Here is a 16,734-nt window from a genome sequence, read left to right on the forward strand (position 1 = left end):
GTTGTCGCGGCTATGATATGCCCTTTGGCGAAGTATGACGGAGATCGCGGAATTCTGACAAGGGGTTGAATTAGTTGGTTAAGCTAACCCTAAATTGCGAATGATTTGAAACGGAATGTCACAGTCAGCCATCATAGAGCGCCAGAACCACGTCGTTGCGGGAATTGCCTACATGCTTTGCGGCATGTTGATCCTGACCGGCATGGATGTGGTTGTGAAGATTATCGTTCAAGCGGATGTCCACCCGGTTCAGGTGTTGTTCGTGCGCGGCTGGATCGTGCTCGCCATCATGTTTGCCGTGCTGCCCATGTTCGGCGGTCTACCGGCACTGAAACCCGTTCGTCCGTATGCGCTGGTCGTTCGCGGGGCGATCGGTTTTCTCGCCCCTTTCAGTTTCTTCAGTGCCTTGAAGACCGTGCCGCTGGCCGATGCGACTGTGGTGTTCTTCGCCGCCCCGCTGCTGATGACCGGGCTGTCGCCGTTGGTGCTGAAGGAAAAGGTAGGCCCTTATCGTTGGGCGGCCGTGATCGTCGGTTTCCTGGGGGTGGTCGTCGCGGTCAATCCTTCCGCGAAGGGTCTGGATCCTATGTTGTTCATGGTTTTCCTGGCGCTTCTGGCCTATTCCGCCCTTGCCTTGATGGGGCGCTGGCTGGGCAGTACGGAAACGACATTCCGGTTGGTTTTTTATTTCAACCTCGGAATTCTCGTCGTTTCGTCGGTCTTTGTCGCCTTCGTTTGGCAGCCGATCGATCTGGAGACATTTGGCGGCTTGGTCGCGATTTCGATCATGGCGCTGGTCGGACACGTCCTGTTGACCAAGGCTTTCGTATTGGCGCCGCTGTCGATCGTTTCGCCCTTTGAATACAGCGCGCTGCTCTGGGCCGCGATCCTCGGCTATCTCGTCTTCGGCGATGTTCCGGCAAACACGGTTTGGGTCGGCGGCGCGATCATCGCCGCCAGCGGTATGTTCATTCTGTATCGAGAGGCCCGACTCGCGAGGAAGCCCAAGGCCGAGCCACCGCCCGCGTAAAGGCGTTGACGGCGGTTTCTATCCTATCCCCGCGCCCGCAATTCACGCCGCATGATCTTACCCGTTGTCGTCATCGGCAATTCGTCGATGAACTCGACAAGGCGCGGATATTCATGTGCGGCGAGGCGATGTTTCACAAAGGATTGTATGTCGGAGGCCAGTCCGTCGGAGGGCGTGAACCCTTCGCGTAAAACGATGAATGCCTTGATCGTCTCAGTGCGAACCGGATCGGGTATGCCGACAACACCGGCCATCGCCACGGCATCGTGCTTCAGCAGGCAGTCCTCCACCTCTCCGGGGCCAATCCTGTATCCGGCTGAGGTGATGACGTCATCGCTGCGCCCGCCGTACCAGATGTAACCGTCCTCGTCCTGCGATCCGGTGTCGCCCGTGATCAACCAGTCGCCGATGAACTTGTCACGCGTCGCCTCCGGATTGTTCCAGTATTCCAGGAACATCACCGGATCCGGACTATGGACGGCGATATTGCCGACCTCGCCCGCTGGAAGTTCATTGCCCTCGTCGTCGATGATCGCGACGCGGTGACCGGGAATCGCCTTGCCCATCGAGCCGGGGCGGATCGGATCGAATTCGGCGTTGTTGCCGACCACCAGATTGCACTCGGTCTGGCCGTAGAATTCGTTGATGGTCACGCCGAAAGCACTGCGGCCCCAATCGAGCAGTTCCGCGCCGAGGCTTTCGCCGCCAGAGGCGACGGAACGAACATCCATTGGCCATCGACCCGCCGGGTCGCGCACCTGGCGCATCAGTTTCAGGGCGGTGGGCGGCAGGAACATGTTCCTGACCCCATGGTCCGCGATGATGACGAAGGTTTCCTCCGGGTCGAATTTCGCAGCGCGATAAGTCAACACGGGCACGCCGTGATGCAGTGACGGCAAGAGGACGTCAATCAATCCGCCGATCCAGGCCCAGTCCGCGGGAGTCCAGTAAAGGTCGCCGGGCTGCGGGAAAAAATTGTGCGGATATTCGACACCGGGGAGGTGACCCAGCAAGACCCGGTGCGCGTGCAAGGCACCCTTCGGCGGGCCGGTGGTCCCGGATGTGAAAATGATCAATGCAGGGTCTTCCGCGGCCGTGTCCACGGGGGTAAACGCGTCCGACGCTTTCTCCAATGCCGCGCCATAATCGGTTGCACCGTCAGCCGGACCGTCGATGCAAAGGATCAGTTTCAATGCGGGCAGGCGATCCCGGATCGCGGCGATCTTTGGAAGACTGGCCTTGTCCGTAACCAGTGCAGATGCCGCGCAGGCACCCAGCCGGTATTCCAAGGCATCCTCGCCGAACAGGGTGAAAAGCGGCGTCGCGATCAGACCCGCCTTATAGGCGGCAATATGGGCGACTGCGGTTTCGGGCGCCTGAGGCAGCAGAATGCCGATCCGATCGCCGCGCGTCAGGCTATGCGCGGTCAGGACGTTCGCCAATTTGTTCGATAGGCGTTTCAAGTCGCCGAACGTGTATGGCAGCGTGTCCTGTCCATCCCGTTTGTGGATCAAGGCCACTTTTTCCGCGGGATGTTTGTCGCAGATATCGACGCCGATATTGTAACGGTCTGGAATGGACCAGCGGAAGTCGTTGCAAAGTGATGAATAGGACTTGGACGTTTTCAGCATGACGGCGATATCGATAGCCCGGCGCGCGCCGGCCGTCCAGCCATCAGCAAACCAAGCGCTTCGGAAGTCTAAAGCGCCAGATTTTCCGAAGCCGGCAAGGCGCTGCTCTGTCCGCTTGACTGCAGATAACTTTCCACGACGGCCGGGTCGACGACCGTGGCGACCAGGGTGCCCAGAAGGTACAGAACGACCGCCTGGTCCCAGCGCGTCAGATACGGAACAAAAGGCTTTTGCCGGTGAAGCAGGGCGGAGATCGCCACGCCGAAAGAAGCGATGATAAGGAAGTTTGATACTGCGGCTGCCCGCAACGGTTCCGGTGAGACGGTCGCCAAAATCACGCAGATACCCAGAATCAGAACCATGTTGCCCAGCACACGTCGGCCGTCGCCGTTCGGACCACGACCGTGTTTGTGCAGTTTTTTACCGTCTCCGTAAGGGCCGGTATCCATTGGAACGCTTACTCCGCAAATAATTCTGGGCGACTTGTGATCCCCGGCAAACTGGGCCGAATTCGCAGGATCAGGCTCTCATTGCCGGGCCTAATTCGCCTTCTGTCTCGGACGATAGATGCCGTCTTTCATGCCTTCGAAATACTCGGCGATTCCGGGATGATTGATGGGTATGTCAGAATCCTCAGGTTCGAGATTCTGTTCCGATACATAGGCAATATACGGCGTTTTGTCGTGGTTTTCCGCGAACAGATGATAAAAGGGCTGATCCTTCCGCGGACGCATATCCGCCGGAATGCTCTGGTACCACTCCTCGCTATTCGCGAATTCAGGATCCACGTCGTAAATGACGCCCCGGAATCCGAACCGTTTGTGCCGGACTACCTGTCCGATCGGGAATTTTGCTTGGATATCAAGCATCCTGCTTCAGTCCACCATACTAATCAGATCACATTCATCTATGTAAGTATGCGATCCAGCAGTACAAGATATCGCGTTTTCGATGGCGGGGGAAGCGCAGGGCCCGGCTTGGTCCCGGCCGCTGCGGCGCAGGCTTCCGATTGATCACCTCCCCAGCATCCGCTAGAAACGCGCCGGACCCGGGAAACGAGGGGTCTTTCTTCATATCTATCTCATTTAGCGGCGGCGGATCATGGCTTCTTATCAGTATGTTTTCGGTATGCGTGGATTGTCGAAGACCTATCCGGGCGGCAAACAGGTCCTGAAAGACATCAATCTCCAGTTCCTGCCGGGCGCGAAGATCGGGGTTCTCGGCTATAACGGCGCGGGTAAATCCACGCTGTTGCGGATCATGGCGGGCATCGACACCGAATACAGCGGCGATGCCTGGTCGGCAGACGGCGTGAAGATCGGGTACCTGGAACAGGAACCGCAGCTCGACAACAGCAAGACAGTTGCCGAGAACGCCATGGACGGCATGGGCGAAATGAAGGCCGTTGTCGATCGCTTCAATGAAGTCTCGATGAAGCTCGGTGAGGTCACCGACGACGACGAGATGATGTCCCTGATCGGCGAGCAGTCGGAATTGCAGGAAAAGATCGACGCCGCCGATGCGTGGGATTTGGACCGTACGGTTGAAATCGCGATGGACGCGCTGCGCTGTCCGCCAGGTGATAGCCCGGTGGACAAGCTGTCGGGCGGGGAACGCCGTCGCGTGGCGCTTTGCAAGCTGCTGCTGTCCAAGCCTGACATGCTGCTGCTCGACGAACCGACTAACCACTTGGACGCCGAATCCGTTGCCTGGCTGCAGCGCTTTCTGGCCGACTATCCCGGCACCGTCGTGATGGTCACTCACGATCGCTACTTCCTGGACAACGTGACGGGCTGGATTCTCGAACTCGACCGGGGTCGCGGCATTCCCTACGAAGGCAACTATTCCTCGTGGTTGGAACAGAAGCAGAAACGCCTGGAACAGGAAGGGCGCGAGGAAGCTGCCCGCATGCGCAGCATCTCGCAGGAACGCGAGTGGATCCAAGCCAGCCCGCGCGCCCGGCAGGCAAAGTCCAAGGCCCGTATCAAGGCCTACGAGGAACTGCTGCAGCAAGCCGGCGACAAGCAGACGGAAACGGCGCAGATCGTTATTCCCGCCGGTCCGCGCCTGGGCGATCTGGTGATCGAGGCGGATCACGTCCGCAAGGCCTTCGGCAACAAGCTCTTGATCGACGACCTCAGCTTCAAGCTGCCGCCGGGCGGTATCGTCGGCATCATCGGCCCGAACGGCGCGGGTAAGACGACGCTGTTCAAGATGGTTACCGGCAACGAGGAACCGGATTCGGGGACCCTGCGCCTGGGCGATACGGTTAAGCTCGGCTATGTCGACCAGTCGCGCGATGCATTGGATGCGAAGAAGACGGTCTGGGAGGAAATTTCCGACGGCGAGGACATGATCGAGCTCGGCAAACGCAAGATGCAGAGCCGCGCCTATGTCGGGGCCTTCAACTTCAAGGGCGGCGACCAGCAGAAGAAGGTCGGCGTGCTTTCGGGCGGGGAACGCAACCGCGTCCACCTGGCCAAAATGCTGAAATCCGGCGCCAACGTGCTGCTGCTCGACGAACCGACCAACGACCTCGACGTCGATACCCTGCGCGCCTTGGAAGAAGCCCTGTTGGACTTTGCCGGATGCGCCGTGGTCATCTCGCACGATCGCTGGTTCCTGGACCGCATCGCCACTCATATCCTCGCCTTCGAGGGGGACAGCCAGGTGGTCTGGTTCGAAGGGAACTACGAGGATTACGAGGCGGACCGCCATGCGCGCCTGGGAACGGACGCAGACCAGCCGCACCGTATCAAATACCGTCGGATCGACGCATAGTTCTGGAAATCGGTCGGCTCGTTCGGGTCGGCCGAATTACCGCGTCACCCTCTGATTTTCACAAGTTCGGCATGTCGGCGCGGCTCGCGTTGACAGGGAAGCGTCTGCCATCCTACCGCTTGTCGACCGTTGTATTCGCGCCGCGCGCCGGTGCATCGCGTCGGGTGCTTATTGTTGAAGGGTGTTGTTATGTCGGAGGGTGCCGTTCCCCGCGTCCTGATTGTTAGCGACGAAGCCGAGGCATTTCTTTCCCCTTGTATGAGTCGGTTGGAAAATACCGACTACAGGGTTTGCTCTAAACCCGAAGCGATCCAGTCTGCGCTGCGCGATTTCTCGCCGTCGGTGGTTTTTGTCGCCCCCGGCAGCGGCATGCCCAAAAGCGCCTTACGGCAGGTCGTCGATTTTTCTTCCGTCCAATGGGTATCCAATGCCGGGGCCGGTGTGGAACATCTGACGCCATGGGACCCTTCCAGTGTTTCGGTAACGAATGCTGCCGGCGTTCTGAGTGAGTTTCTGGCCGAATACACGATTTCTGCTTTGCAGATGGCCAATGTCGGTTTCCCGCAACTGATGGCGCAACAGCGCCGTTCGGAATGGGCCCAGCATGCCTGGACGCCGATCGCGGGAAAGACGATTTCGATAGTCGGCCTGGGCCATGTCGGCCGCGCGGTGGCGCGCCGGGCAAAGGCGCTCGGCATGCATGTCATCGGTGTAAGGTCGCGAAAAGTAGAAACGCCGTGTGTGGATCTATTGTTGCCGGTAAATCGCTTATGCAATGCCATGGCCCGGGCGGATTTCGTATCCGTCCACGCGGCGGAGACGCCTGACACGCGGGGCATGATCGGGCGGTCGGCCTTTGCCTGCATGGCGCGCGGAACGGTGCTGTTGAATGCATCCCGAGGTCCGCTGGTCGATGACGAAGCGCTCTTGGAGGCTCTGGACAATGGCAAGGTTTCCTGTGCCATCCTGGATGTCTTCAATCAGGAACCGCTGCCGGCCGGACATCCGTATTGGACCCATGACAAGGTCGTCATGTCGCCGCATATGGCCGACTACGTCCCTGATTGGCAGGGCCGCATGTTCGGCGCTTTCCTGGACAATCTGGATCGTTATCGGCGCGGCGAAACCCTGGCCAACATCGTCGACCCTGTACGGGGGTACTAGGCCGCGACCTTCTGCAGGGTCCGTCGGATGATCGTGAAAACGGTCAACAATCCAAACAGACCTGTCAGGACGAACAGCAGAGCGTCATTGCCGAAATAGTCCATCGACGGCCCGGAGATTGCCGGCCCGATAACCCCGCCGCTGCCCCAGGCCAAAGCGGAACAGGCCATTGCCGCGGCCAGCTTCGGGCCCTTGAAGCGCCGGCCCAGGGTAATCAGTGTCAGTGTGTAAGCGCCGAAGGTCGTTCCGCCGAGGACACCGAGTACGACGAAACCGCCGACGCTGTCCAACGCAAGCGATGGTACGATCGCGCACATGGCGGCGGAAAGGATGGCGCAGCCGAACAGGATCCAGTTTGCGTTCAGCAAATCGCTCAGTTTCCCCACGAAGGGTTGGGCGATGACCGACCCGAAGGCGAGGGATGCGACCAGAAGCGCGGCCAGGTTCTCGGAATATCCGCGTTCCAGGGCATAGACCGGGAAAAGGCTCAATGCGGCCGCCTCAAAGAAGCCCATGGCGAGGACCGAGAACATCATCACAGGCGCGATGGTCACCATCGAGAATATGGATCCGCCTTCGCCGCCGCCTGCGCCCGCATCCCAGCGTTTCAAGGGCAGGACGACCAATCCGCTGACGGCAATGACGGCGGCGCAGAGCAGAAACGGAACAGGCGGCTCGAAACCGATCAACGGAATGCAGGCAGGCCCCAGGGCGAAGGTGGCGGAGATGACGGAAGCATAGATGCCGATCACCGTGCCGCGCTGCTTTTCCTCCAGCAATTCGTTCAGCCAGGCCTCCGTCCCGATGAAGATGCCGTTCACGCAAACAGCCAGGAAGAACCGCGCGAAGCACCAGACGTAGAAACCTTCGATCCAGTTCATGGATAGGATGATCGCGCAGCCGAGAGCCGCGCTGACCGCGATCATGGCGCGATAGGTGATGCTGCGAGACAGGCGCGGGATGGAAAAGGCCGAGATCAAAAGGCCCAGGCCAGACATCGCACCGTTGATGCCGATCTCCGTCTCACTGAACCCCTGTGATTCCAGGACCAGCGCGATGACCGGATAGGTCATCCCCATGCTGAAGGAGAAACCGCTGACGGCCGTGATGACCAGAATCAGCGCCGTCGTCCTCGACTGGGCGAAGTTGCGCTGTTGCGCGTGTTCCCGCTCCATGCCCTTCCTCCAGCATTGGAAAACCCCGCATCGGTGCAGGGCCTGAGCGGGTAGCACGGCGGTTGCGTCTGGGCCACCTGAATCTTGTTCAGGCTCAGTTCCGCTCACTCAAGGGCAAGTGTATCGATGGCAGGATGTATCGACGGCGGATGATGGTCGTTACGGAAACAGGCCCGCAGCGACGTAGTGGGTCCGGACCCAATCGAGATGCGCCGCCATCGCCCGGGCCGCGGCGTCGCCGTCATGGCCCTTGATTGCCAGCATGATTGCTTCGTGCTGACGCATGACGGCCGCATCGTCCTCCCGTTCCCCGAACAACTCGTCCCTGTTGTAGCGGAGCATCTCGAACAAGGTACCGCGGATGACACCGATCAAGTGACGATAGACGACGCTGCCCGATGCTTTCGCGATCGCCAGATGGAAATCCATATCCACCTGGGCCCGGTCACCCGACGCGGTCCTCATGCGTTCGACCTGCAGTTCTATTGCCGCGATATCGTCCTCGTCCGCCCGATGGGCGGCTCGGCGGGCGGCCCAGGATTCCAGCATCGATCGCAATTCCAGCAGGTCGGCCAGACTGCCACGGTCGATTTGGGCAAGGGCCGTGAGCGCGGGATCGGCTCCGGTGGGTGGTTCGGCAACGCGGGTTCCGCCGCCGCGCACCGCCGTCAACAGGCCCTGTGCTTTCAACTGCTGCAGCCCGGCCCGGACCGACACGCGGCTGACGCCCAGCATTTCCGCCAGACGCCGTTCCGCCGGAAGTCGGTCGCCTGGGGCGAATTCTCCGGATGCGATCAGGCGCAATACTTCTGCGGCAACCCGATCCCCCAGATTCTCGTGGGCGATGGGATGAAGGTCTGGCGCGGCCATGAAAGGGGGCGTTTCCCACTTATGATTTTGGTATGATGGTATCACCAATGTTGGGAAAGCCAAGGTTTGCCCCATTCAGGGCGGGGTTTCCGGCTGCTCAGGGTCCTGGAAGCCCTTGGAATTCAAGAATGTACGGGCCTTACGCGGCGCGCTTGCCGCGGGTCAACAGCCAGACGCGCGCGACATCCACGGTGCTGACACCGACGAGTTCCGCGGTCCGTTCCAGGCTGACGCCATCGCGCAGCAGGCCTGCGATGAGGCGGAACTCGTCATCCTTCCCCGGAATATAACTTCGCGGGCGATTGCCGGACAGGCGGCGCGCACGCGTGTCGTTCTCCTGCTCACCCAATCCGCGGCGTTTCGCTTCTTCCCGCGCCATCATGAAGCGATATTTTTCCGACGCTTCGTAGGCGTTGGTCATGCGGACCATGTTGGCGGCCCAGCGGGCTGCCTCGCGCTGCTGGGCGGCGCGTTCATCGGCGTTCAGTCGGCCGTCATCCTCTTCGCTGAAGGCTTCCTGTTCGGCTTCCTCCAGCGTCATGCCGTTTGCGGCCGCCAGACGGGTAGCGGCTTCCTCGGCCGCCTTGCGTTCGCCTTCGATCGTAGCGGATCGCATAACGCCGATAATCTTCCGAAGCTTCTCACGCTCCGCATCTGTCAAGGGTTGGGCCATACTGCTTTCCGGTTGCTTATGCCGAGAAATATCATATCTAGTACCGAAGCCGCAGGGTAGCGCTCTGTGCATCACAGGGATAGACGACTCGGAAATTTCATGTGCCCCGAAGCACGTGCTGTCGAGCCGGACGCGTTACTGACACCGTTCGATCCGCCAGCATTTCACATTACGAACCCGGATGGAAAGGCCGCGGGAGTTATTGTCTGCGACCATGCCTCCAATAAGGTGCCAAGCCGTCTGAACGGCCTGGGCCTTACGCCTGCCTGCCTGAACTATCACATTTCCTACGATATCGGGGCGGAAGGGGTCGCTCAACGGTTGGCGCCCGTTCTGGACATGCCGGCGATTTTCAGCGGATTTTCGCGGCTGGTCATCGACATGAACCGCCCCACGGACGATTTCACCAGTATTCGGGAGATTAGCGACGCCCATGTCGTGCCCGGAAACCGGGGCCTGACCGCGCGGGACCACAAGCAGCGTCAGGAAGAATTGTTCAAACCCTATCATGATGCTGTTGAAGGATTGGTCGCCGGCAAACGCCGCCGCGCCGATGAATTGGGGCTTGAGGCACCGGTTATCATCTCCGTGCATTCCTGTACCGACGAGATGCGCGGAGTGAAGCGGCCCTGGCATATCGGCGTTCTCTACAACCGCGACGAACGTCTGGCCAAGGCGACCATCGCGTCCCTGGAGGCCCAAAACCCGGATCTCACCATCGGCGACAACAAGCCGTATTCGGGCCTGGACGCCTATGGCTATACGATCGAACGCCATGCCCTGCCGGCCGGCCTGCCCAATGTCCTTTTCGAGGTTCGACAGGACCTGATTGGAACGGAAGAGGGCCAGGCGCAATATGCGGAGATCCTCGGAAAAGCGCTCACCGCCGTCCTGACGGACAAGGCTCAGTTCACCTTGCATCGAACCTGAGCTGGATTTCTTCGTACCGCCGCGGCCAACTTCCGAATGTTGACGGGAATACCCCGGCGGTCTATCCGGTTTTCATGCGCACGGATGACAACAGCTTTACGGTCGGGATCGAGGAAGAATATCTCCTTGTCGACCCGGAAACCCGCCAACTGGCCGAAGACGGTGATGTCAGCCAGGGGGTGATCGATGCGGTGATCGACGCGGTCGGGGAAGGGGTCGGTTTCGCGACGCCTGAATTCCTGAAAGCGCAGGTCGAGGTCGGGACGGATGTCGCCGGCTCGATCAAGGATGTGCGTAAGAAACTTGCGGCCCTGCGGCGCGCGGTCTCCACCGCGGCGAACGAAAAGGGTTTCGCGATGATTGCCGCCTCGACCCATCCGATGGCGAATTGGCGCGACCTGCACCATACGGACAAGGAACGCTACAACGTCCTGGCCAACGATCTGCAGACGGTCGCGAAGCGCATGGTCATCTGCGGTATGCATGTCCATGTCGGCATCGACGACGATGATCTGCGGCTCGATCTGTTGGGGCAGATTTCCTACTTCCTGCCGCATCTTCTGGCACTGACGACGTCCTCTCCCTTCTGGGGCGGTCAGGATTCCGGGCTGCAATGCTACCGGCTGTCGATCTTCGACGAATTGCCGCGCACAGGCCTGCCGGAACATTTCGACAGTTGGAGCGATTACACGCGCCACGTCCAGACCATGGTCAATATCGGCCTGCTGGAAGATGCCTCGAAGATCTGGTGGGATATCCGGCCGCATTGGCGTTTCCCGACGCTAGAAATGCGGGTTGCCGATATCTGCACATATATGGATGACGGAATATCCGTCGCGGCGATCTATGCCTCGCTGCTGTCGATGTTGTTGCGGTTGCGGCGGACGAACCAACGCTGGCGGACATACAGCAACATGCTGATCAACGAGAACCGCTGGCGTGCGCAGCGACACGGCTATGACAAGGGGCTTGTCGACTTCGGCGCGGGCAAGGTGGTGGATTATGGCACGCTGCTGGAAGAGATCCTGGAACTGACCAAGGAAGACCAGGAGCGGTTGGATTGCGTTGCGGAAGCGGCGCATGCCCGAACGATCCTTTCGCGCGGGACAAGTTCCCACAATCAGCGGCGGATCTACTCCGAAGCGAAGGCCGAGGGCGCGACCGATAAGGAAGCCCTGGAAAAGGTCGTCGATTGGCTCATAGAAGAAACGGTCCGCGATATTTAAGCGCGGAATAACTTGGAATAATCGCGGGACCGCCTAAGTCTGGTTCAATGCGAATTTTTTGCGGGAGAGGACGGAAGAATGAAGGACATCGACCAGAAGACCCAGACCGAGCTTGAAGCAGCCGCTTTCCGGACGTTGGTTGACCATCTTCGCAACCGCACCGATGTACAGAATATCGATATGATGAACCTGGCCGGCTTCTGCCGTAACTGCCTCAGCCGCTGGTATGGCGAGGCCGCGGCGGAAAAAGGTATCGACCTGTCGACCGACGAGTCCCGCGAAATCGTCTATGGAATGCCCTACAGCGACTGGAAAGCGAAGTATCAGACCGAGGCTTCTGCCGAGCAGAAAGCCAAGTTTTCCGAGGAAATCAAGAAAGCCCACTAATCCGGCACGCGTTGGTGCTTCCTGACGGGCGGTCCGGTCAACGGGTCGTCAGATGGGCGGGAATGTCCAGTCCGATTTCCTCAAAATAGCGCTGCGCGCCGGGATGCAATGGCACGGGAAGCCCGACCAGCGCGTTCTCCTCGGAAAGAGCCTTCATGGCCCTATGGATTCCACCCAGATAGTCCAGATTTTCGAAGATCGTGCGCGTGATCATGTACACGTCCTCATCCGCTAGATCGGCGGAAACAGCCAGAAAATTGGGCTGTGCGATCGTTTGAACGTCTTCCGTTTGGTTCGGATAGGTCCCGACCTTGATGGTGTATGGCTGAAACAGGCCCAGCCCGCCATCCGCCTGGGCCGCTTCGCCCTCGTCGAAACCCAGCAGGACGACCTCTTCCCCCAATGCCTTCATGACGCGGGTGACGGCCGCCACCGGCTCGCCCGCTGGGGTGGACATGCCGGCAATCCTGCCTTCCTGCAACGCCTTCGCGCTTGCTCCATAGCCGAGATAGCTCAGCTTGTATTCGTTCTCGATATCCTCGACTCCCAGATTGCTCAGAACCATCTTGTTGGATCCCAGCGTTCCGGAATCCTTCCGACCGAGGGACAGGGCTTCCCCATCCATATCGATCACATCGTCGATGGTGCCGGTATCCAGGAATTCACGCCGGATCACCCAATGTTCCACATTCGGCCACAGCATCGTGACGGATCGCAGACTCTCGTCCGGACCGTCGGCTTCGAAAGGTCCGACGCCTCGGCGGGCATAGTAGCCGTACAACCCCTGCAAGATCCCAAACTGGGCGCCGCCGCTGCGCAAAAGCCTGACGTTCTCCTCGGAACCGGCGGATTTGATAGCCGTCATGCCGATGCCTTGGCGGGGTAGAAGCTTGATCTTGATCAGGGTGGACAGGGCAACCCCGACCGGAAAATAGGTGCCGCCGACGGATGCGGTCGCGAGCAGATGGTCCCGTTCGCCCTGCGCCTTGGCGGAGGACGATACCGTAAAGGCCCACGCAACGAGTCCGATCAGGGCGAAGACGGTTCCCAATCGCGTGAAAGCGGCTCGGCGGCGCATCGAATTGTTCCTTCCCTAGAGGCTGCCCTTCGGCGACGTTTTACCCGGCCGCGGTCGGCGACTGGTTTCGTGATGGGGCTGCTTGAAAACGGAAAGGTAAAGGATAGCCGGGCGTTGTTAAAGTGGGGGCCGGACTGTATGGTCCGCGGTCTTCGGCAGGCGATTTCGCCGAGCCTATCCGACGCATATTCTGATCGATGGATGGAGAGTCTTTCATGTCCGACACCGGCGCCATGCAGAACGATACCGATACCGGCTACGAAACCGCGACTGGGTCCGAAGCACTGGGTGTGACCGGCGAACGGTTGCGTTCCTTCATTGAGCGGATCGAGCGCCTGGAAGAGGAAAAACAGGCGCTTGCCGACGATATCAAGGAAGTATTCGCCGAAGCGAAAGGCACTGGTTTCGATGTGAAGGTGATGCGCAAGATCATCCGCATGCGGAAACAGGACTTGAATGAGCGCAAGGAAGAAGAAGCGCTGCTGGAAACTTATATGGCCGCGATTGGAATGGTCTGACCGGCGATTATTTCGTCATCACAGTATTTCAAGTTGATTCCCTAGAAATACGGTGATTCACTTCAAATTAATTTAAAAATTAGTGTTTTGCGTCGAAACCAAGGGCCTGTGGTATTATATTATCATATGGCGATGGGAGGCTTTCGGCATTCCGATGACACGGTTGCTGCCTGAAACAGTCGGGTTCTGGACCCTGATTGGCGCATTCTGCGCATGGGCGGCTTTTGCCTCGATTTCGGCTGCTGCCGACGTCACCCTGTCCTTCGTTGATGGCGATGGCGCGGATGTTCAAGACGTTATCGCGACGCTGGAAGTGCCAGATGGAACGGCACCGGCGGCACCCGCACCGGTCGATGTAGAGGTCAATCAATACCGCCAGGCATTCGATCCTCTGGTGACGACCGTTCCGGTGAACAGCAGTGTCAGTTTCCGAAACAGCGATAGTTTCGCCCATCACGTCTATTCGTTTTCGAAGGCGAAAGCGTTTGAGCATCGCCAGCCCACGCGTGGCGTGACGGAACCACTAACGCTGGACAATCCCGGCCTGATCGCGCTCGGCTGCAACATCCACGATCATATGCTGGCGTATATTTATGTTTCCGACACGCCCTTCTACGGTCTGTCCGGCAAGGATGGGAACGTGCGGATGCAGGGCGTTCCCGATGGCGACTATGTACTGAAAATCTGGCACCCGCGGTTGAAGGGCAAGGCGATCGAAAAGAGTGTCACCGTCGCCGGGGAAGGGCTGGAAATCAGAGAGAAACTCGAACTGAAGCCGCCTCGTAAAGTCAAAAAATCGCTCTATTCCCGCTGAGCCGCAGGCGCGCTGGATGAAAGTTAGTTTCCAATCCAAGCTGATCATCTTCGCGTTCGGTATCCTGGTCGCCGTGCAGGTCCTGAGCGCCATAGCGGTTTACTTTTCGACCCGCAGTTCGGCGATCGAGAACCTTCGGGTGGAATTGGCGGCGACAGAACAGGTCTTCCTGACTCATCTTGAGAACACGACCCGGGCCTTGGCGGAAACGACAACGGCGGTGACGCTGGACTTCGCCTTCCGGAACGCGATCGCGCAGGGCGACAAGCCGACACGCCGGTCCGTTCTGGAGAATTTCAGGGACAGGGTCGCCGCGGACCGTGTTCTGCTGATCTCCCTCGACGGTGAAATTGATATCGATACCGCCCGGGACGGAGTCATGGGCCGGGAGTTTCCCTTCTCCGACCTGGTCGAACGGGCCGATGTGGACGGTGTCGCTTTCGATATCGTGTCGATGGACGACCGGCTCTACGATATGGTCCTGCTGCCCGTGCTGGCGCCCGATGCAATCGCGTGGATCGCCTTCGCGATGGAAATCGATGATGCCTTTGCGGTTGAAATCCGGAATTTGGCCCCGTTCCCGACCTGGGTCAGCTTCATCATGAATGAAGGCGGAGAATGGCGATTGGCTGCCTCCACCGCGGCGGGGGCCGAACGCCGGTCCCTGGAAGCCTATATCGCGGCGAACCAGGAACTGCCCGTCGGGCCAAGCCTGGTCGACGTTGAAGGGCGCACCTTCGTGACGACGGCGACCGAGATCCATGGTGAGGGACGCAAGGTTTCCGTGGCCCTGCTTTTCCATTCGACCATCGATCCCGCGCTGGCGAGGACCCGGGAACTGCTCTTCCAATTGGCGGCGTTGTTGGTCGCGGCGTTATTCATCACGCTGGTCGGTGCGGTGTTCCTGGCCCGCGGCATTACCCGACCGGTCAGGGATTTGACCACCGCGGCCGGACGTGTTCGGGAAGGGGATTACAGCGCCGAGGTTCCCTATCGCCGACAGGATGAATTCGGCGCATTGTCCGAAGCCTTCAACAAGATGATGACGGACATCCAGCGGCGTGAGGAGACGATCTCCCACCAGGCCAGGAACGATGCGCTGACGGGGCTGCCGAACCGTCGTGAATTTCTGCGCCAAGTGAATGAGCGCGCTGCGAAGAGCCCCGACAAACCCTTTGCCGCCGTCATCGTAGGGCTCGAACGTGTCCAGGAAATGAACAGCTCTCTCGGCTTCGAGGTCGGAGATCGAATCATCAAGGGCGTGGCGGAGCGGCTTCGCCAGCACGTGGCGGCGGATGACATGGTGGCCAGGATCGGCGGTGACGAATTCGGCCTGGTCTTGAACGGGGAGCAATGGGCGCAGGGCGGAGAGACGCTTCTTGCTTCGCTGATCCGGGCGATGGAACACCCGATCACGGCCCGTGAAGGCAATGTCGATATCAGCCTGCGCTTCGGTTTGGCGCTGTTTCCGGAACACGGTGACAATGGGGCGAACCTCGTGATGTCGGCTGAGCTCGCCATGTACAAGGCACGTTTGGCAGGCAAGTCCACGCATATATTCGATCCGGTGGAGGACCGTCCTCGGCCCGAGGCGCTGATGCTGATGGGGGAAATGCGCAAAGGGCTGGAATCCGGCCAGTTCCAACTGGTCTATCAGCCCAAGGTCGATATCGCGACGGGTCGGATCGTGGCGGCGGAGGCGCTTTCCCGTTGGCATCACCCGCATATGAAAGACCTGTCTCCCGACACATTCGTGCCACTTGCGGAGCAGACCGGGAATATTCGCCACTTGACCCGATGGATGCTTGAGCAGGCGATGACCGATTGTGCGACTTGGCGCGCCGACGGACTGGACCTGAAGATCTCCGTGAACCTATCCGCCAAGGATATCGCGACCGATGAGATCGTCATGATCTTGAGCCGGCTGCTGGTGGAGAAAGGGCTGCCGGCCGAGGTGCTGACCCTGGAGATCACGGAAAGCGCGCTGATGGACGAGCCGGAAGAGGCGCTCGCGACCTTGGACAACCTGTCCGATATGGGGATGAGCGTCTCGGTCGACGATTTTGGAACCGGCTATTCCTCCATGAGTTACCTGAAACGTCTGCCGGCGGACGAGTTGAAGATCGACAAGTCATTCGTTTTGAACCTGGCCCACAGCCGGGAGGACGATGTCATTGTGCGGTCGACGGTCGATCTTGGCCGGAACCTCGGGCTCAGCGTGACCGCGGAAGGGGTGGAAGACCTGGAAGGCTTCCTGCGTCTGCGCGAAATCGGCTGTACCATCGCCCAGGGTTATTACATCGCGCGGCCCATGCCGCTCGATAAGTTCCTGGATTTTTGCAAGACATCGCCCTGGGCCGATGGGACGGCGGTACCCGCTGCCGACGACATCGCTGCATCCGGACGAGCGACATAGACCCGACACTTCGTTTGGAACGGGCATAAGAAAAGGGGCCG

The 16,734-nt window shown here is 59.6% G+C and carries 16 protein-coding genes; 9 read left to right on the forward strand and 7 right to left on the reverse strand.

Annotated features, from left to right (window positions below):
- Positions 1-115 precede the first annotated feature (115 nt).
- Positions 116-1,030, forward strand: a complete 915-nt coding sequence (locus ACQK2G_RS01740; RefSeq protein ID WP_425403291.1) for a DMT family transporter — start codon at positions 116-118, stop codon at positions 1,028-1,030.
- Between the two features lie 23 nt (positions 1,031-1,053).
- On the opposite strand, the gene ACQK2G_RS01745 is transcribed toward ACQK2G_RS01740, so the two are convergent.
- The 3 genes from ACQK2G_RS01745 to hspQ form a co-directional block, all read right to left on the reverse strand.
- Positions 1,054-2,661 carry an acyl-CoA synthetase gene (locus tag ACQK2G_RS01745; RefSeq protein WP_425403292.1) on the reverse strand — a complete coding sequence of 536 codons (1,608 nt, stop codon included), beginning with the start codon at positions 2,659-2,661 and terminating at the stop codon, positions 1,054-1,056.
- Positions 2,662-2,729: 68 nt separating this feature from the next.
- Positions 2,730-3,110 carry a hypothetical protein gene (locus ACQK2G_RS01750; protein ID WP_425403293.1) on the reverse strand — a complete coding sequence of 127 codons (381 nt, stop codon included), beginning with the start codon at positions 3,108-3,110 and terminating at the stop codon, positions 2,730-2,732.
- Positions 3,111-3,200: 90 nt separating this feature from the next.
- Complete coding sequence (gene hspQ / locus ACQK2G_RS01755; protein WP_425403294.1) at positions 3,201-3,530, reverse strand: heat shock protein HspQ; 330 nt, start codon at positions 3,528-3,530, stop codon at positions 3,201-3,203.
- A 232-nt stretch (positions 3,531-3,762) separates the two neighbouring features.
- On the opposite strand from hspQ, the gene ettA reads away from it, so the two are divergent.
- Both ettA and ACQK2G_RS01765 read left to right on the forward strand, forming a co-directional pair.
- The gene (gene ettA, locus ACQK2G_RS01760; RefSeq protein WP_425403295.1) at positions 3,763-5,442 is read left to right on the forward strand and encodes an energy-dependent translational throttle protein EttA; all 1,680 of its coding nucleotides are present in this window, start codon (positions 3,763-3,765) and stop codon (positions 5,440-5,442) included.
- Between the two features lie 189 nt (positions 5,443-5,631).
- The gene (locus ACQK2G_RS01765; RefSeq protein ID WP_425403296.1) at positions 5,632-6,606 is read left to right on the forward strand and encodes a D-2-hydroxyacid dehydrogenase; all 975 of its coding nucleotides are present in this window, start codon (positions 5,632-5,634) and stop codon (positions 6,604-6,606) included.
- Here the strand turns inward: ACQK2G_RS01765 and ACQK2G_RS01770 are convergent.
- The 3 genes from ACQK2G_RS01770 to ACQK2G_RS01780 form a co-directional block, all read right to left on the reverse strand.
- Entirely contained in the window at positions 6,603-7,781 is a 1,179-nt protein-coding gene (locus tag ACQK2G_RS01770; RefSeq protein WP_425403297.1) for an MFS transporter, read from the reverse strand. The genes ACQK2G_RS01765 and ACQK2G_RS01770 overlap by 4 nt on opposite strands.
- A 159-nt stretch (positions 7,782-7,940) precedes the next feature.
- Complete coding sequence (locus ACQK2G_RS01775; RefSeq protein ID WP_425403298.1) at positions 7,941-8,651, reverse strand: FadR/GntR family transcriptional regulator; 711 nt, start codon at positions 8,649-8,651, stop codon at positions 7,941-7,943.
- Positions 8,652-8,790: 139 nt separating this feature from the next.
- Positions 8,791-9,324: a hypothetical protein gene (locus ACQK2G_RS01780; protein WP_425403299.1), complete on the reverse strand. Its 534-nt coding sequence runs from the start codon at positions 9,322-9,324 to the stop codon at positions 8,791-8,793.
- Positions 9,325-9,423: 99 nt separating this feature from the next.
- Here ACQK2G_RS01780 and ACQK2G_RS01785 point away from each other — a divergent pair, with 99 nt between their 5' ends.
- The 3 genes from ACQK2G_RS01785 (at position 9,424) to ACQK2G_RS01795 (ending at position 11,867) form a co-directional block, all read left to right on the forward strand.
- Positions 9,424-10,254, forward strand: coding sequence for an N-formylglutamate amidohydrolase (locus ACQK2G_RS01785; RefSeq protein ID WP_425403300.1), 831 nt, complete (start codon positions 9,424-9,426; stop codon positions 10,252-10,254).
- Positions 10,255-10,328: 74 nt separating this feature from the next.
- A complete protein-coding gene (locus tag ACQK2G_RS01790) occupies positions 10,329-11,480 on the forward strand; it encodes a carboxylate-amine ligase (protein WP_425403301.1) in 1,152 nt (383 codons plus the stop codon).
- A gap of 78 nt (positions 11,481-11,558) precedes the next feature.
- Complete coding sequence (locus tag ACQK2G_RS01795) at positions 11,559-11,867, forward strand: DUF1244 domain-containing protein (protein ID WP_425403302.1); 309 nt, start codon at positions 11,559-11,561, stop codon at positions 11,865-11,867.
- A gap of 37 nt (positions 11,868-11,904) precedes the next feature.
- On the opposite strand, the gene ACQK2G_RS01800 is transcribed toward ACQK2G_RS01795, so the two are convergent.
- Positions 11,905-12,945 (reverse strand): TAXI family TRAP transporter solute-binding subunit, encoded by a 1,041-nt coding sequence (locus ACQK2G_RS01800; protein ID WP_425403303.1) that lies wholly within the window; start codon positions 12,943-12,945, stop codon positions 11,905-11,907.
- A 215-nt stretch (positions 12,946-13,160) separates the two neighbouring features.
- Between ACQK2G_RS01800 and ACQK2G_RS01805 the strand changes: the two genes are divergently transcribed.
- The 3 genes from ACQK2G_RS01805 to ACQK2G_RS01815 all read left to right on the forward strand — a co-directional run bounded on the left by ACQK2G_RS01805 (position 13,161) and on the right by ACQK2G_RS01815 (position 16,693).
- Positions 13,161-13,463: a DUF2312 domain-containing protein gene (locus ACQK2G_RS01805; protein WP_425403304.1), complete on the forward strand. Its 303-nt coding sequence runs from the start codon at positions 13,161-13,163 to the stop codon at positions 13,461-13,463.
- A gap of 154 nt (positions 13,464-13,617) precedes the next feature.
- Positions 13,618-14,277, forward strand: a complete 660-nt coding sequence (locus ACQK2G_RS01810; RefSeq protein WP_425403305.1) for a hypothetical protein — start codon at positions 13,618-13,620, stop codon at positions 14,275-14,277.
- Positions 14,278-14,293: 16 nt separating this feature from the next.
- Complete coding sequence (locus ACQK2G_RS01815; RefSeq protein ID WP_425403306.1) at positions 14,294-16,693, forward strand: putative bifunctional diguanylate cyclase/phosphodiesterase; 2,400 nt, start codon at positions 14,294-14,296, stop codon at positions 16,691-16,693.
- Positions 16,694-16,734: the final 41 nt, after the last annotated feature.

Source organism: Hwanghaeella sp. (assembly GCF_965227365.1).
In the GTDB taxonomy this organism is placed as follows: domain Bacteria; phylum Pseudomonadota; class Alphaproteobacteria; order UBA8366; family Aestuariispiraceae; genus Hwanghaeella.

Coding starts and splice junctions, on each gene's coding strand:
- ACQK2G_RS01740 (WP_425403291.1), top strand. CDS start 116: ATGTCACAGTCAGCCATCATAGAGCGCCAGAACCACGTCGTTGCGGGA.
- ACQK2G_RS01745 (WP_425403292.1), bottom strand. CDS start 2,661: ATGCTGAAAACGTCCAAGTCCTATTCATCACTTTGCAACGACTTCCGC.
- ACQK2G_RS01750 (WP_425403293.1), bottom strand. CDS start 3,110: ATGGATACCGGCCCTTACGGAGACGGTAAAAAACTGCACAAACACGGT.
- hspQ (WP_425403294.1), bottom strand. CDS start 3,530: ATGCTTGATATCCAAGCAAAATTCCCGATCGGACAGGTAGTCCGGCAC.
- ettA (WP_425403295.1), top strand. CDS start 3,763: ATGGCTTCTTATCAGTATGTTTTCGGTATGCGTGGATTGTCGAAGACC.
- ACQK2G_RS01765 (WP_425403296.1), top strand. CDS start 5,632: ATGTCGGAGGGTGCCGTTCCCCGCGTCCTGATTGTTAGCGACGAAGCC.
- ACQK2G_RS01770 (WP_425403297.1), bottom strand. CDS start 7,781: ATGGAGCGGGAACACGCGCAACAGCGCAACTTCGCCCAGTCGAGGACG.
- ACQK2G_RS01775 (WP_425403298.1), bottom strand. CDS start 8,651: ATGGCCGCGCCAGACCTTCATCCCATCGCCCACGAGAATCTGGGGGAT.
- ACQK2G_RS01780 (WP_425403299.1), bottom strand. CDS start 9,324: ATGGCCCAACCCTTGACAGATGCGGAGCGTGAGAAGCTTCGGAAGATT.
- ACQK2G_RS01785 (WP_425403300.1), top strand. CDS start 9,424: ATGTGCCCCGAAGCACGTGCTGTCGAGCCGGACGCGTTACTGACACCG.
- ACQK2G_RS01790 (WP_425403301.1), top strand. CDS start 10,329: ATGCGCACGGATGACAACAGCTTTACGGTCGGGATCGAGGAAGAATAT.
- ACQK2G_RS01795 (WP_425403302.1), top strand. CDS start 11,559: ATGAAGGACATCGACCAGAAGACCCAGACCGAGCTTGAAGCAGCCGCT.
- ACQK2G_RS01800 (WP_425403303.1), bottom strand. CDS start 12,945: ATGCGCCGCCGAGCCGCTTTCACGCGATTGGGAACCGTCTTCGCCCTG.
- ACQK2G_RS01805 (WP_425403304.1), top strand. CDS start 13,161: ATGTCCGACACCGGCGCCATGCAGAACGATACCGATACCGGCTACGAA.
- ACQK2G_RS01810 (WP_425403305.1), top strand. CDS start 13,618: ATGACACGGTTGCTGCCTGAAACAGTCGGGTTCTGGACCCTGATTGGC.
- ACQK2G_RS01815 (WP_425403306.1), top strand. CDS start 14,294: ATGAAAGTTAGTTTCCAATCCAAGCTGATCATCTTCGCGTTCGGTATC.